The sequence below is a fragment of the Caballeronia udeis genome, from assembly GCF_001544555.2.
GTDB lineage: Bacteria > Pseudomonadota > Gammaproteobacteria > Burkholderiales > Burkholderiaceae > Caballeronia > Caballeronia udeis.
The window spans coordinates 145134-160283 of the sequence record NZ_FCOK02000011.1 but is presented as its reverse complement, the minus strand read 5'-3'; the positions used below and the strand labels follow the sequence as shown (position 1 = coordinate 160283).

13 protein-coding genes are annotated in these 15150 nt (G+C 56.6%); 9 read left to right on the top strand and 4 right to left on the bottom strand.

Annotated elements, in window-relative coordinates; translation table 11 throughout:
* Positions 1-280 precede the first annotated feature (280 nt).
* The 4 genes from AWB69_RS11205 to oxlT all read left to right on the top strand — a co-directional run bounded on the left by AWB69_RS11205 (position 281) and on the right by oxlT (position 5681).
* Positions 281-574: a hypothetical protein gene (locus AWB69_RS11205; RefSeq protein ID WP_062084966.1), complete on the top strand. Its 294-nt coding sequence runs from the start codon at positions 281-283 to the stop codon at positions 572-574.
* A gap of 1259 nt (positions 575-1833) precedes the next feature.
* Complete coding sequence (locus AWB69_RS11200) at positions 1834-2979, top strand: porin (RefSeq protein ID WP_062084965.1); 1146 nt, start codon at positions 1834-1836, stop codon at positions 2977-2979.
* Between the two features lie 114 nt (positions 2980-3093).
* Positions 3094-4089 carry a YncE family protein gene (locus AWB69_RS11195; protein WP_062084964.1) on the top strand — a complete coding sequence of 332 codons (996 nt, stop codon included), beginning with the start codon at positions 3094-3096 and terminating at the stop codon, positions 4087-4089.
* A 311-nt stretch (positions 4090-4400) separates the two neighbouring features.
* Positions 4401-5681 carry an oxalate/formate MFS antiporter gene (gene oxlT / locus AWB69_RS11190; RefSeq protein ID WP_062084963.1) on the top strand — a complete coding sequence of 427 codons (1281 nt, stop codon included), beginning with the start codon at positions 4401-4403 and terminating at the stop codon, positions 5679-5681.
* Positions 5682-5903: 222 nt separating this feature from the next.
* On the opposite strand, the gene AWB69_RS11185 is transcribed toward oxlT, so the two are convergent.
* Together AWB69_RS11185 and AWB69_RS11180 are read right to left on the bottom strand one after the other, a co-directional pair.
* Positions 5904-7595, bottom strand: a complete 1692-nt coding sequence (locus AWB69_RS11185; protein WP_062084962.1) for an AMP-binding protein — start codon at positions 7593-7595, stop codon at positions 5904-5906.
* Between the two features lie 152 nt (positions 7596-7747).
* Positions 7748-9454 carry a thiamine pyrophosphate-binding protein gene (locus tag AWB69_RS11180; RefSeq protein WP_062084961.1) on the bottom strand — a complete coding sequence of 569 codons (1707 nt, stop codon included), beginning with the start codon at positions 9452-9454 and terminating at the stop codon, positions 7748-7750.
* A 428-nt stretch (positions 9455-9882) separates the two neighbouring features.
* On the opposite strand from AWB69_RS11180, the gene AWB69_RS11175 reads away from it, so the two are divergent.
* The 5 genes from AWB69_RS11175 (at position 9883) to AWB69_RS11155 (ending at position 12504) form a co-directional block, all read left to right on the top strand.
* Positions 9883-10407, top strand: coding sequence for a PAAR domain-containing protein (locus AWB69_RS11175; protein ID WP_062084960.1), 525 nt, complete (start codon positions 9883-9885; stop codon positions 10405-10407).
* A gap of 28 nt (positions 10408-10435) precedes the next feature.
* A complete protein-coding gene (locus tag AWB69_RS11170; protein WP_062084959.1) occupies positions 10436-11095 on the top strand; it encodes a M35 family metallo-endopeptidase in 660 nt (219 codons plus the stop codon).
* A gap of 88 nt (positions 11096-11183) precedes the next feature.
* Complete coding sequence (locus AWB69_RS11165) at positions 11184-11408, top strand: hypothetical protein (protein ID WP_062084958.1); 225 nt, start codon at positions 11184-11186, stop codon at positions 11406-11408.
* Positions 11409-11498: 90 nt separating this feature from the next.
* Complete coding sequence (locus AWB69_RS11160; protein WP_156528810.1) at positions 11499-12170, top strand: hypothetical protein; 672 nt, start codon at positions 11499-11501, stop codon at positions 12168-12170.
* A 115-nt stretch (positions 12171-12285) separates the two neighbouring features.
* Positions 12286-12504 carry a helix-turn-helix domain-containing protein gene (locus AWB69_RS11155; protein ID WP_062084956.1) on the top strand — a complete coding sequence of 73 codons (219 nt, stop codon included), beginning with the start codon at positions 12286-12288 and terminating at the stop codon, positions 12502-12504.
* Between the two features lie 28 nt (positions 12505-12532).
* Here AWB69_RS11155 and AWB69_RS11150 read toward each other — a convergent pair whose 3' ends face one another.
* A complete protein-coding gene (locus AWB69_RS11150) occupies positions 12533-13921 on the bottom strand; it encodes an L-serine ammonia-lyase (RefSeq protein WP_062084955.1) in 1389 nt (462 codons plus the stop codon).
* Positions 13922-13951: 30 nt separating this feature from the next.
* Positions 13952-15055 carry an alginate lyase family protein gene (locus AWB69_RS11145; RefSeq protein ID WP_062084954.1) on the bottom strand — a complete coding sequence of 368 codons (1104 nt, stop codon included), beginning with the start codon at positions 15053-15055 and terminating at the stop codon, positions 13952-13954.
* Between the last annotated feature and the right edge of the window lie 95 nt (positions 15056-15150).

Below are 15150 nucleotides of genomic sequence, written 5' to 3'. Positions count from 1 at the left end.
CCCAGTAGCTATCCTGCGCTCGCACGCATAACAGCGTGAAATCAATGGCTTATGTTTGTGATCGAGTCAAAGTTCGGACTAGAGAACGCTCATCGCTTTCATGAGCCAGCTTAAGCATTGCTTAAGAAATAACGGTCGCTTCCCATGCGCGCGCAAGCCGGCTCCATCAATAGGGCAATCCGATTGGCGTAATTCAACAGTGGTAAGCAATCTTTAAGCTTCTTTGGAGAAAGATGGATGCGCTGCAACTTCGTGTTGCCTGACTACGGGAGTATCCATCATGCAAGGGATCAAGCGAAAGCTGATTTCACTGATTTTCGCGAGCTTGGTAATAACGCCGGCGTTCGCAACGTCACGTGCCAGCTACACCATCAACGTTCAACTGCGCGACGGCAAGCACGTCGAGTGCGCCGTCAACCAGTCCTTGCCCATCACGCCAAGCAGCCGGCCCGCACTTACCATGCGGGAGCGCAATGAAGCAGAAATTGATGCCACTGCCCGGTTGCGACGTATTTTTCGTGACAAGAATCAGTATCCGAGTCCGGGCACGGCTCCTCACGTGCAGTGCTCTTGAGGGTGTTGTTGCGGCAAGACTGTAGGAAGACATGAAATTGCTCGGGTACAACGAGGTTTTGTGGCGAGCGGATTGAATTGGTGGGCAGCGATCACCTATGAAAGAGCGCAGGAGGAGGGAGCCGTAAATGTGACTATGGCCATCGCACTGCACACCATCGTCAAAGCGATGGAGTCACCACCGCCGCCCACCGCGGCGCTAGTAAGGAGCTCCTGGCCTCTTTTCCGCTGTGCATTTGATAAATGCAGTTATAAGTGATTTCCCGTAAAGCTACGCACGTTCGCCAGTCTTTTCGCAATCCATAGCACGGGCCAATATTACAAAAAATATAACGTGATATTACATATCGCAAGGCATTATTTCCTTCAGAGCGATATTAATGACTATTTTGAATCAGTAGGAGCTGATTTATTTGGATGGTCTAGAAGTGTTATCGGCTCGTTGAGGCAATCCGCGAATGGATTGATCTTGTTCGTTTATTGCGCTCGCGACGCGTCGTACGATCGCCCGAAAGATCCGCGTGAGGAGGCGAGATGCCCATAGAAATCTGCGGGTTAACGTTGAGAAAATAACACCCCCGAACCTTACATCACGCATGAGAATTCCGACGCGTTCATACCCTGGCACATTACGATCATAAATGATTCAATATGATTGATATAAAATTATTTAACTGTTGATAATGGATTGTGCGGTCCACTCTTGTGATCAGGAATTCTTAAGAAATGCAAAGAATGCCCAGAGATACCGGCAGGAGACGAGGACGCATCGATAGCAACAAACTTAAACCTGCTTGATCCGGCACTCGGAAGCCGGAGCATTCGGCGAAGCGCACTCGTAAAACCAGATAACGATGTATTGGCTGTTGTCAGTGATAGCCATACCGGAAACGGCATTGAAACCGAGTGAATTTGATCGGAGTGGTGAAACCATTATGGTAATAATAGATTTAGCATGAAAATCTAGCGCTGCTTAATCAATCAAAACGTTTCTTGCCAGTCGATTTCATAAAAATTTGATATGGAATATTTAATTTCCGAACCAATCGAATATTTACATCCGAAACAAGACCATGCTTATCAATTTATGAGTCGCACCCGGTCGGATGCATGACTTAAAAATATTGATGCGAGCATGATGTCTTTCGATCAGCCGAGCCATCAATTATTTAAACATATAAAATCTGCCGATTTTTAAATCGAGATTAAATTGATTTTTCAAAAAATTAAAAACAGCATAATTTAATATCAGGATGACTTATGAAAAAAACAGCTTCTCTCGCCCTGACCGTGGTTCTATTGAGCACCGTGCCGGGTGTTCATGCGCAAAGCAGTGTGACTCTCTATGGCACGATCGACGAGGCCGTGGCGTATTACAACAACACGGGGCACGGCTCCGTATTCCAGATGCAGGGTGGCAATCTGGACTCTAACAAGTGGGGGTTGAAGGGTACCGAAGATCTTGGCGGTGGGCTCAAGACAGTCTTCAATCTCGAAAACGGTTTCGACATCAACACCGGCGCCCTTCAAAACGGTGGGAGCGAATTCGGCCGCCAGGCATATGTCGGGTTGGCGAGCGACTCACTGGGCACTCTGACTCTCGGTCGGCAATATGATCCAACCGTCGATCTGGTTCAGGGAATTACGGCCGACGGTTACGGCCCGGCGTTCACGACTCCAGGCGATGCCGACAACAACGACAATTCCATTCGTGTCAGTAATGCGATCAAGTATGCAAGTCCAACCTATGCAGGGTTTCAATACGAACTGCTGTACGCGCTCGGCGGCGTTGCGGGTAGCACGACATCCGGTCAGACATACTCTGCCGCTGCGCTATATGCCAACGGAGGCTTGAGTCTGGCTGCAGGCTATCTCTTTGCTAAAAATGACGAGGCTGGCGGGGCTGGCACGGCCGATCAGATTCAGAATAACTCGGTGACACCGCTTTTCGGCTCGGTAGCAATGGTCGGTTCACGTCAGATAGCACAGGCCGCGGCGCAATATGCAGTCGGTTTGTTCACCGCCAACTTGCGTTACAGCAATGCGCAATATAAGCCTTACGTCAACTACGGTGCCTTCAACCGCACAGAAACCTACAACGTTGGGGCCGCATCTCTTGCTTACCAGGTCACGCCTGCTGCACTGCTGGCGGTCGGCTATACCTACACCAAATCAAGCGGCGCGGCTTCTGCAACCTACAACTCCGTTGCGGCCAGTTCGCAATACAGCTTGTCCAAGCGAACTACCCTGTACGCCACCGCCGGATATACGCACGCGAGCGGCACGACCTTTAGCAGCGACGGCACGACGATCGTACCCGCCCAAGGCGCTGTGGGCGATTTGACCTCCAGTTCGAGTACCCCGACTCAGGTTGTATTGACGATCGGCATGGTTCACAAGTTCTGACGCTTGCCGAGCGGTTCGTGAATGGTTAGGAATCCATTTTGAATTGCTGTTAATAGTCGGTTTTTTTTGCATTAGCACAATCCGCACAAATTAAAACATTTAACTGGAGACACCATGTCGTCATTCCCGAAATTTCAGACCCTGGCCGTGAGCGCTGTAATGGCCTGCTTTTTTTCTTCCGCGGCAAGCGCCCAATCGCCGCATTATGCGTTGATCAAAACGATCGACTTGCCGGGCACGGTTGGCGGGCACGGCGACTGGGTGACCTATGATCCCCAGACCGAAACCGTCTGGCTTGCGCAATCCCCTGATCACAACGTTGTGGTCATTGATGCGAATGCGCTCACCGTCAAGAAGACGATAACGGGCGTGGATTCTGGAAACGGCATTGACCTCGACGACCGCTACGCTTTCATCACCGACGCCACGCCGAGCAAGTTGGTGGTCGTGGACAAGAGAACGTTCAAGAAAGTGGCTCGTGTCGATACCGGTGGCAAGACCCCTGACGGTGTCAACGTCGATAGCCATTCCGGCAAGATTTTTGTGGCTAACGACGACAGCAACAACGAGGCTGTATTCGAGAGCAAGCCCCCCTTCAAGCTCACGGATGTATTCAAGCTCAAACCCGAAGATTCCAAAGATGGCCCTGACGTTGCGCTTTATGTCCGTTCGCTCGATCGCCTGTATCAGCCAGTGGGGGGCAATATCGATGTGATCGATCCCAATACGAACCAGATTCTCGCGGTATGGGACTTCGGAGTCGCAAGTGCCGCCAAAGGCGGCATCTACGACAGCAAGACCAATCATCTGATTTTCGGTACCGGTGACAAGAAGATGCTGGTGGTCGACGCGGCAACCGGAAAATTGGTCACGACCATTCCTGTTGCCGGCGCCGTCGATCAGACCGCCGTGGACACTGCCAGGCGTCGGGCTTTTGTAGGTGACAAGACCGGTGATATCGAAGTCGTCGATCTTGATACCAACCAAGTGGTCGATCACATTGCTACGGAGAAAAATATGCATACCCTCACGGTGGACACAAAGACGCACCGCGTGCTCGTGTACCTCAACGCAAGCAACAAGGTAGGCGTCTTCGAGCAGAAATCGTAAAAGCCCGGCGGCGACCGGCACACGATAAATTCAATGCCGGTCGCCAGCGATCGCCCAAGAGGACTTACCGCGCCAATCGAATACGACTCAGCAGGTGGCGGTGCGCGGTCGTATGGGCTCTCGACTTCCGGATAACGCCTGTCATATCAGTTTATTTCGCATACCTACCGTTCTAATTTACTGAAATGAACGACTTGATAACGCAAGTAAAGCCCGCGAGCGGATGAATTTCTGGTGTTGCGCAGCGAGAACCTGACACCTTCCCACGGAAAGCCCGGATTGATACCCCTTTTATGCGAGGATAAAGAGTCATGACACCTGCCGGCTCATTCGTTCGTTTGAGACTGCAAGGCCGTTGGTTCCAACTGGTAATCGGCGTTATTTGCATGGCGCTGGTCGCGAACCTGCAGTACGCATGGACCCTATTTGTTGTCCCGATGGAGACGAAAAATCACTGGAGTGGAGCTGGGATTCAAACGGCATTTTCCATTTTCATCGTCGTCGAAACCTGGCTGGTGCCCATCGAAGGCTGGCTGGTCGACCGATTCGGTCCTCGCCCGGTAGTGCTGGGCGGTGCCATTTGCGTAGCGTTGGGTTGGGTCATCGATTCCTACGCTTCCTCGCTGTCCGAGCTCTACGCTGCAGCAATTGTCGCCGGCGTGGGTGCCGGGTGCGTCTATGGCACGTGCGTCGGTAATGCACTGAAGTGGTTTCCGGACAAGCGCGGCTTGGCGGCTGGTTTGACTGCAGCGGGGTTCGGCGCCGGTGCGGCGCTTACGGTGATCCCGATCGCCAACATGATCCAGTCTGCGGGCTATGCGCACACCTTCCTGTTCTTCGGCATGGTTCAGGGCATTCTGATTCTCTTGCTTGGCTTGCTGTTGGTCCGGCCGAAACCGCCGGCGGGTGCAGTTGCTATCAAGCGTGTCGTGTCGAGCAAAGTTGACTACACGCCGGGACAGATGATCAAGGCACCGGTGTTCTGGGTGCTCTATTTAATGTTTGTGTTTGTCGCAGCCGGCGGGATCATAGCGACCGCGCAGCTCGGGCCTATCGCCAAGGAGTATGGGTTCGCCAAGCTGCCGATCTCCGTCATGGGCTTTACGCTGCCGCTGCTAACCATGGCCCTGTCGATTGACAATCTGTTCAACGGCTTGACACGTCCGCTATGCGGGTTTATCTCGGACAAGATCGGCCGCGAAAACACCATGTTCCTGATTTTCGTCGGCGAGGGATTGGCTCTGCTCGGGATGAGAGAGTTTGGGCACGATCCGTATGCGTTCATTTGTTTCGCTGCGCTGATCTTCCTGTGCTGGGGCGAGATCTTCTCGATCTTCCCGGCAACTTGCGCGGATACCTTCGGCAGCAAGTACGCTGCGGCGAATGCCGGCACGCTCTACACGGCCAAAGGTACCGCCTCGCTGTTGGTGCCACTCGCTTCGGTGCTATCGGCCGGCGGCTCCTGGGACACGGTGTTTATCGCCGCCGCAGCAGTTGCAATCATCGCCGGTGTGTCGGCGAAACTCGTGCTGGCGCCGATGCGCGAGCGCTGGATTGCCAATGCGGTGTCCGAGAGCGGTCTGGCGGCTTAGAATTTTCCGGTAGATGCTGCCGCAGTCGAAGTAGTCGACGATGGACCAGGCATTGCGCCAAGCGAGCTGAAGCGCGTTCCAGATCGTTTTCATCGCACGACGAACACGACTGGGCAAGGAAGGAATGCTTCATGACCCACACACCTTGTTGAGGTTATCGAGTCGACTCCCCGATCGACTCGATAACCCTGGTTGCAGCGGCCGCACAGAGCGCCCGAGTTTCTACGCGTCGAAATCCTCTTCCCAATACTCATTCTCCCGCCGCACATCACCGCCTCGCGCTTCTTCAGTTTTCCTTAGTTCCACGCGACGGATCTTGCCCGAGATGGTCTTCGGTAATTCATAAAACTCGATGCGTCGAATGCGCTTGTAAGCGGCCAGTTTCTGCGCGGCGAACTTCAGGATTTCGCCGGCGGTTTCCTTCGTCGGTTCATAACCGTTGCGCAACGCGACAAACGCTTTCGGCACCGATAAACGCAGCGGATCCGGACTCGGCACTACGGCCGCTTCGCCCACCGCAGGATGTTCGATCAGCACGCTCTCCAGCTCGAACGGACTGATGCGGTAGTCCGATGCCTTGAAGACATCGTCGGCGCGGCCCACGTAGGTGAAGTAACCATCGTCGTCGATGGACGCTACATCGCCCGTACGATAGAGGCCGCCACGCATGGCCTCCTGCGTCTTCGACGGATCGTCCACGTAACCGTCCATCAAGCCGAGCGGCTTGGGGTCGAGGATCAGCGCGAGTTCGCCTTCCTGCGCGGGGTTGTCGTCGTGATCGAGCAGCGCGATGCGGTAGCCGGGCAATGGCCTGCCCATTGATCCCGGCTTCATCGGCTGCCCCGGCGAATTCGCGATCTCCGCAGTGGTTTCGGTTTGGCCGAAACCATCGCGTAACGTGAGGTTCCAGGCCTTTTTCACGCGCTCGATAATCTCCGGATTCAACGGTTCACCCGCGCCGACGACCTCGCGCAAATGCACCTTATATGCCGATAAATCTTCCTGGATCATCATGCGCCAGACAGTCGGCGGCGCGCAGAGCGTGGTGATCTGGTGCTTGACGAGCGCCTCCAGCGTGGCCTTCGCGCTGAAGCGCGACGTGTTGTGGATGAACACGGTCGCACCCGCGTTCCACGGGGCGAAGACGCAACTCCACGCGTGCTTTGCCCAGCCGGGCGAGCTGATGTTGAGATGGACATCGCCGGGTTTCAGGCCGATCCAGTACATGGTCGACAAGTGCCCGACCGGATAACTCTGATGGCTGTGCAACACGAGCTTCGGGCGACTTGTCGTGCCGCTCGTGAAATACAGCAGCAGCGGATCGGTCGCGAGCGTCCTGCCTTCGGGCTCGAACGAGGGGCTTTCGTCAAACGCATCGGCGAAGTTCAGCCAGCCTGCGGGCAACGCAGCGCTCTGCGGGATGGCTACGGCTATGCGGGTCCTCGTTTTATCGATGGAATCGAACTTCGCGGTTTCACTCGACGCCACGATTACATGCTTCACTTCACCGCGTGTCATGCGGTCGGCAATATCCGCCGGGGTCAGCAACATGGTCGCCGGAATGGTGACGGCGCCGAGCTTCATGGCGGCGAGCATGGTTTCCCAAAGTGCCGGCTGGTTCGGCAGCATCAGCAAGATCCGGTCGCCTCGCTGGACGCCTTGCTGCCTCAGCCAGTTGGCCAACTGATTCGATCTCGCCGATAACTCCGCAAACGAGAGCTTCGTCTCGTCGCCGTTCTCTTCGACTACCCACAGCGCCGGATCGAGATTGCTGCGTGCGTATTCATCGAACCAGTCGAGCGCCCAGTTGAACTCCGTCAGTTCGGGCCACGTGAAGTCTTTATACGCGGTGGCGTAGTCGTCGCGATGACGCAGCAGAAAGTCTCTTGCCTGCAAAAATGCTTGCGATGCCATGGTCTTGCGTCTCCTGGATTTTGTTCACTTTAGCTGTTGCTTGAGCCTGGATCTGGCTCTTGCATACGGGTCTTTGTGAAACCCGCTTGCTCGCGAATGTTTGTGGCGGCCACGGGTGCGTGGCCGGCGTTCCTCACTCGTTCCTCACTTGTTTATTTCTGCCGCAACTTCTCGCCTTGCTGCCTTACCTGATCCAACGTTGCAGCCGGGGTGCTCGCATCCTGCGGAATCCTGATTTCTATCACCGATGGCAATCCCGTCTTCACTGCGCGCTCGAATGCGGGCATGAATTGCGCGGTCGATTCAACCAGTTCTCCATGTGCTCCAAATGCACGCGCATAGGCTGCGAAGTCGGGGTTTGTGAGCGCGGTGCCATGCACGCGGTTCGGATAGTGGCGCTCCTGATGCATGCGGATCGTGCCGTATTGCTGGTTGTTCACCACCACGAATATCACCGCGAGCTTGTACTGCATTGCCGTGGCCAACTCCTGGCTCGACATCAGGAAACATCCGTCCCCTGCAAACGCCACCACGACCCGGTCCGGATACAGCGACTTCGCGGCGATCGCCGCGGGTACGCCATAACCCATCGCACCGCTCGTTGGCGCGACCTGCGACCGGAAATGCCGATACGCATAGTGCCTGTGCAACCACGTCGCATAATTCCCGGCACCGTTCGTCACGATGGCGTCGGCGGGAAGATGTTCGCTGAGTTGCTCCATGATCTCGCCGAGCTGGACATCGCCGAGCATTGGCCGCGGCTTGCGCCACGCGAGATACGCATCATGCGCCGCTTCAATCGCGCCGCTCCACGGGATGACTGCGGGCGGCTTGAGCGCCACGAGCGCCGACACCATCTCCGGCATGCCCGAAACAATCGGCAGATCCGCCGAATACACGCGCCCCAGTTCTTCGGCGCCTTGGTGCACGTGGATCAGCGTTTGTGTCGTCTTGGGTATGTCGAGGAGCGTGTAACCGCCGGTTGTCGACTCGCCCATCCGGGGGCCCAGGACCAGGAGCAAGTCGGCATCGCGAATGCGTCCGGCGAGGGCGGGATTGATCCCGAGGCCGACGTCGCCGGCATAGTTGGGGTGGTTGTTGTCCAGTGTGTCCTGGAACCGGAAGGCGCAACCGACCGGCAACCGCCACGCTTCCACGAAGCGTGCGAAATCCGCCGTGGCTTCGGGCGTCCAGCCGCTGCCGCCGGCAATGACAAAGGGTTTCTTCGATGCCGCGAGCATTTCGTTCAAACGGGCGATTTGCGCCGGCGCCGGCGAGGCCGCCACACGCTGATAACGCGGCGCGCCCGGCACGGCTTCACATGCGTCGCTCAGCACGTCTTCCGGCAAGGCGAGTACGACCGGCCCTGGCCGGCCGGAGGTCGCAATATGGAATGCATGGCTTAGATATTCGGGAATTCGACGCGGATCGTCGATCTGGGCGACCCACTTCGCCATTTGCCCGAACATGCGCCGGTAGTCGATTTCCTGAAATGCCTCGCGGTCCATGTGTTCGCGTGCGCATTGGCCGATCAGCAGGATCATCGGCGTGGAATCCTGGAATGCCGTGTGAACGCCGATCGATGCATGCGTGGCACCTGGGCCGCGGGTAACCAGCGCCACGCCGGGGCGGCCGGTCAGTTTGCCAACTGCTTCGGCCATGTTTGCCGCAGCGGCCTCGTGGCGGCACACGATGGTCTGAATCCGGCTGGTTTCGTCGTGGAGGGAATCCAGGATAGCGAGGAAGCTTTCGCCGGGTACGCAGAACACGCGTTCAACGCCGTGGGTAAGGAGTGCATCGACGACCAGGCGTGCGCCGGTCGTCGGAAGGGTGTTGGGGGACGAGACAGCAGATGTCATGCGATGAAATCTCCCAGAAGGTTTCGCGCTATCGGTGGGCAGGGGATTTCATAGCTTACGCTTGGGCGGGGCGCCGGCGCTAGGGAGGGGTTTTGCTGGTTCTGCTTGGTCTATTGGCTTTTCGAAGGGATTTAGACGGAGCGGAGCTGCTAATTCGTGGGCTGGTTGCCCGCATGCGGCATGGGATGCTCCTTGAGCTGTCTTAGTCGCAGGTGGCTCTTGTTTCCGACAATTAACGATTGTGCACTCGGCCGCTGCTCCGATTTGGGCGAAAAAAACAACTCTTCGAAAATCCAAGCTCACTTCATTTATCTGCACCATCGTCCGAATTCCTAGTCTTTTAACTTTTAACTTCAGACTCGTCCAATTGACCCTTAATCGCTGTTCTCGATAAAACCATCTTGAACGGTCAAAAAGGAATCGGGACGATGAGACGGTACAACATCAAGCTTCACGACAAAACGACGAGCGGCGCATTCGTCACCGAAGGTGAGCCAACAACAACCCATCACGGGACCCCTCTAGCCTTTATCGGCGCTGCAATTTATTGCCCGACATGCAAATCGACGGGAATCATCGTCGCGTCGGGGCCGCGTTTGCCTATGTCGTTCATGGGCAAACAGGCCGCGTTGGAAAACGATCTCGGCATGTGCAAGTGCCGGCCTACGCCGCGATTGATCGCATCTCAATCGACCATGTCTCAAAGCCTCGATGAGAATGCGCTCGCTGCGCAGGGATACACGCCGACGGGCGTTCCCCTACTGCGTCACCATGACGAACAAATTACGCTGCGCGACCGTAGCACGCGGCGCGCATTGGCGAACGTCCAGTATCGGTTGAAAGACAGTTCTGGCGTGATCGCAAGCGGAAAGACAGATTGGAACGGGCGCACCGAGCGAATCGCGACGGACATAGCGCAACGCCTCACTATCGAAATTGTTCATTCGCATTAATCCGAAAATTCGATACTGAGAGAGACACATGCCAGAAGAAAATTGGGTCGAAGTGGGAACGGCAACGACGAATCGCATCCCCGATTCGAATGTCGACATTTTCCTTGATCTCAACGCATCGCCCATATGCCCGAACATGACGGACGCTGAGTTTCGAAAGAGCGTGCTAAAGCTGACGGCTGACGCAAACGCCATGGTGCAACGGCGACTAAGTGAGTTGAGCCGATGGGCCGTGATCGATAAGGAACGCGTACAGACATGGTTCGGCGCTAGCGACGAATCAATCAAAGCCCGTTTAATCGATGGGTTGACGAAATTAAGCAAGGTTTTGGCAGAACTGGCCCCGAAGAATTTTATTCGATCGTCGCTTGATACAGATAGGGCGACAGGCTGTACCCCCAATCTGAAAAATCTTGCTGGTGAAGTCGCGCACGTCTGTGGACCAGACACGGCGACACACACCATTTCGATCAGTCCAAATTTTTGCGCGTTACCCGAACGCTCGGCCGGAAAACTAGACTCTAAACAACTTACGATTGTTCACGAGGCCACGCATTTCTATGACACTTTTGGATCGCTCGACCATGCCTATACTCAGTTCAACACGCGTCGGCTCGCTCAATCAAACCCGGAACTCGCCATTGCTAACGCGGACAGCCTCGCGTGGTATGTGCTATGCACTGACTAGCGCGGTGCTGTGCTTCACGTCGAGCTATGTTGTTGCGTGCAGCTTAGGGTTGCAGATGTCAGCAATGATGTCCAGGAACTCTGCTGAAATGACGAACGCCGATCGCATACGTTTGGCAAACCTGACTATCAACGTGCGCACCCTGCCAATGCGCAGCGATGCAATCATCTATGGCTATGCTTTTGCAGGGGAGCACGATCCCGCCGCACTAGCAAGCCGAAGGGCACAGACTGTTGCGCAATTCCTTACCCAAATGGGTGTCGCTACCGACCTGCTACACGTTGAGAGCAGCGTAGTCGCGTCGAATAGTTAAACGCGATCCATCCGAGCCGGTCGACATACAGTTTGCGCCGATTTGCCCAACTGGCGGATGCGGTTTTCTTTGCAACACTCCGACTCCGAAATGAAAAACAAAGCCCCTCGCCGATCGTGCGGCCGTGTGTTCCACACCATCCCGACCATGTTCGCATTGGTGACGTTCGCGCCCAAACCGGGTGCCCCCGATCACGCACGCGTGATGTGCTATCCGACACCCGAAGGCGACGCGATGCTTACGTATCTGTCGCCGTTCGATGCATGGATCGAAGCTGCTTATTCGTCCAAACCCGGCAAACCATATCGCGTCATTGACGCGTCGACGTTTGATCCCCGCGAGATGGTTTCCGACCTCGGAGGCCAACTCAACGTTGGGCTGCACATCGGCTGGGCCGCTAGCGACGGCAAGTTACTTGCTAAACCGAGCGGCGAATTGGTCGGGTATATGGCGCTGCAAACGCTCGCGGTCGCACCCGCCGACATGGAAGACATCGAATTCACCCTAAACGCCGAGAATCGGAAAAGCGTCGATACCTGCCATGAGAAAGCGGGACTGTTCGCCTATTCGGAATCGCTCGAAGCGAGCATGAAGTGGGGCGAGCATCGTCTTGACCAGGAGGTAGCGTTGGCCATGCAAAACGCGCCCGCAACGTGCGAAGCATCCAGTGCTGACATTAACCAAATCGCGGTCTATGACCTCGAAGGAAAACAATGGCATTTTGTGGCGCTGGTTGACCTGGTTGATAACCCCCCGGTTTGACCGACGAATAAGCTACGTGGCTACGGGAAGGGCCGGGTGAGTCGAGCCTTCGGCTATGACGCGCGTACGCTGTCCCAGGCGCTGCGTACGGGCGAGTTACATGAGGTACAGAGCAATGAGTGACAAACTCTTGAAGGCGCTGCACGAAACGGCGCAAGGGCTACACCAGGCTGGAACGATGGACGCGGTGACGTTGCGGGAGTTCGATGCGCTGTGCCTGAACACCAGCGCGTCGACCGTGCAGAAATGGGAACAGGGTCAGAAGCGCCCTAACGGTCCGTCGCAGAAGCTGCTTGATCTGGTTGACCGTAAAGGCTTGGAAGCGATGTTTTGAAGGTTCTTCCCAAAGGGACCATCCAACCTCAACACTCAACAATATTCACCGCCAACCCGCCCCGTGACGTTTCCTTGTATTTGGTTTTCATATCGGCGCCGGTTTGCATCATGGTTTTGATCACGGAATCGAGCGACACATAATGGCTGCCATCTCCCCGCATGGCCATGCGCGCAGCATTCACCGCTTTCATCGACCCCATCGCATTGCGTTCGATGCATGGAATCTGCACCATCCCGCCAACCGGATCGCAAGTCAGCCCGAGGTTATGTTCCATCCCGATTTCGGCAGCGTTTTCAACCTGCGTCGGCGTCCCGCCCATGACCGCTGCCAACCCTGCTGCCGCCATTGAACATGCCACGCCTACTTCCCCCTGGCACCCGACCTCGGCGCCCGAAATGGACGCGTTCATCTTGTACAGAATCCCGATAGCCGCCGCCGTCAGCAGAAAATCAATCACACCCTGCGCATTCGATCCCGGCATGAACCGGTCGTAGTAATGCAGCACCGCGGGAATAATCCCCGCCGCGCCGTTGGTCGGCGCCGTCACCACACGCCCGCCCACTGCGTTTTCCTCGTTCACCGCAATGGCGTACAGGTTGATCCAGTCGATCATGGAAAGCGGATCGCGCAGCGCCTGCTCCGGTTTGTCGACCAGCGCCCGATACAACACCGGCGCGCGCCGTTTAACCTGGAAAGGGCCGGGCAGGCAGCCATCGGCGTCGGGGTTATCGATTCCGCAACCGCGCTTCACGCACGACTGCATCACGTTCCAAATGCGCAGCAAGCCCGAACGAATCTCCTCCTCGCTACGCCACACACGCTCGTTTTCCCACATCAATTGCGCCACGGATTTGCCCGTTTCACGGCACAACGCAAGCAATTCATCGCCGGACTGGAACGCGTACGGCAACTGTTCAATCGCCGTGAGCACCTTCACATTCGACGCCCCCGCCGTCACCACAAAACCGCCGCCAACCGAGAGATAAGTCGAGTCGCGCAGCGAGGCGCCGTTGGCATCGAAGGCGTGGAGTTTCATGCCGTTCGGATGCTCAGCCAGCGCTTGCCGCAGAAAGGCGATGTGTTCCTTCAGCACAAACGGAATTTCATGCCGGCCCAGCAGCAAAAGCTTTTTCGTCGCGCGCACGGTCTCGAGACGCGTGCTGATCGTGCCGGCATCGACGGTGTCAGGCGCGTCGCCCATCAAGCCGAGCATCACGCCCCGATCCGTGCCGTGACCCTTGCCGGTTGCGCCAAGCGAGCCGTACAACTCGCATTTCACGCTGGCCGTGGCGTCCAGCAGACCATCACGTTCGAGCCCCTGCACGAACATCAGGGCGGCCCGCATCGGTCCGACCGTATGCGAACTCGACGGACCGATGCCGATTTTGAAAAGATCGAAAACGCTGACTGCCATGACTGCTCCTGCAAAGGTGCTGCTAAAAAATCAGCGCGCCGGCAGCGGTAAACATACCGCGAGCCAGGCCGGCGGCGTGGGCGCCAGGCGCAGCGCAATGGGCGTGTAACGCCCGTCAAGCCGCGCCGATAGATGAAACAATTCGGCCGCGTGTTTCGGATCCCACGTGCCCGAATAACCGGGCAGGCCGGCCTCGCGGCGGGTGGCATCGAAGGGCACGGTCGAATGAACGAATTCTTCGTGCGTGCGTGTGCCGAGCGCGTACGGCGTGAGCCAGTTCAGTGCGGCGGCCAGCGTCGCGCCCGACTGCGCGCGCTCACCCAGCCAGTTGCGGTTATGACGACGCGCCGCGAGCGCGGCGGTGACCAGCGGCTGCAGATCGTAAGTGACGTAATGCAGCGCGTCGCGTTCGGCGAAATCGATGGTCGAGCCGTCCGGCGCAATGTTGTCTCCAATATGCTCCACATACAGACGCTGCGCTGCGTTAATCAGCTTGCGGTCATCAATAGTGAACGCGCCCATCGCGATCAACTTGATCCGGTGACTCTGCCAGTTGTTTCGATACGTGCCGGTCAGAGGCCGCTTTTGCTTGTCGATATCCGCTATATATCCCGTCACCAGCTTCGTGATGAACGCGCTCGACGCATTCCGCGTCTTTACCGGCAACGCGCTCGCGGTCAGGTCGTAGGCGAGGATCAGCGACTCGAAATTCGTTTCATCGATAGGATTGAAACTCGGCTGGTACGTGGTGACCCACGCGAATAGAAACCGCTCGACGAGACGCAAATACGCTTCGTTGCCGGTCGCGCGCCACGCAAGCGCGGCGTCGCGCATTAATCCGAGATCCTTTTCCGCCTCTTCGCTTTCGTCGCGAATGCCCTGATGCGGCAACGTGCCTTCCGTATGAAGCGTCGCCCGCGCCTTCGGCTGGTCATTCAGCCGCGACTGGACCATCTGTACCAATGCTTTTACGCCCGGGTCGGCATTCGTGCGCTCGCTGGTCTGCATCGCGGGCGCGGCGCAAAAATTCATTGCGGCAAACGCGCTTGGCGCCGTAATTGCCGATGTTGCAAGGGCCGCGATCATCGCCGGAACACGCCACGTTTTACTCACCACTCGCACCTGTCGCGCCATGCAAAACTCCCTGATTGGCTTGGTTCGGGTGAGATGGTATCTGGTGTTGTGTGACTCCGGCAAAACTGTCCGGCTCCCAGGGATGCCGGACAGTT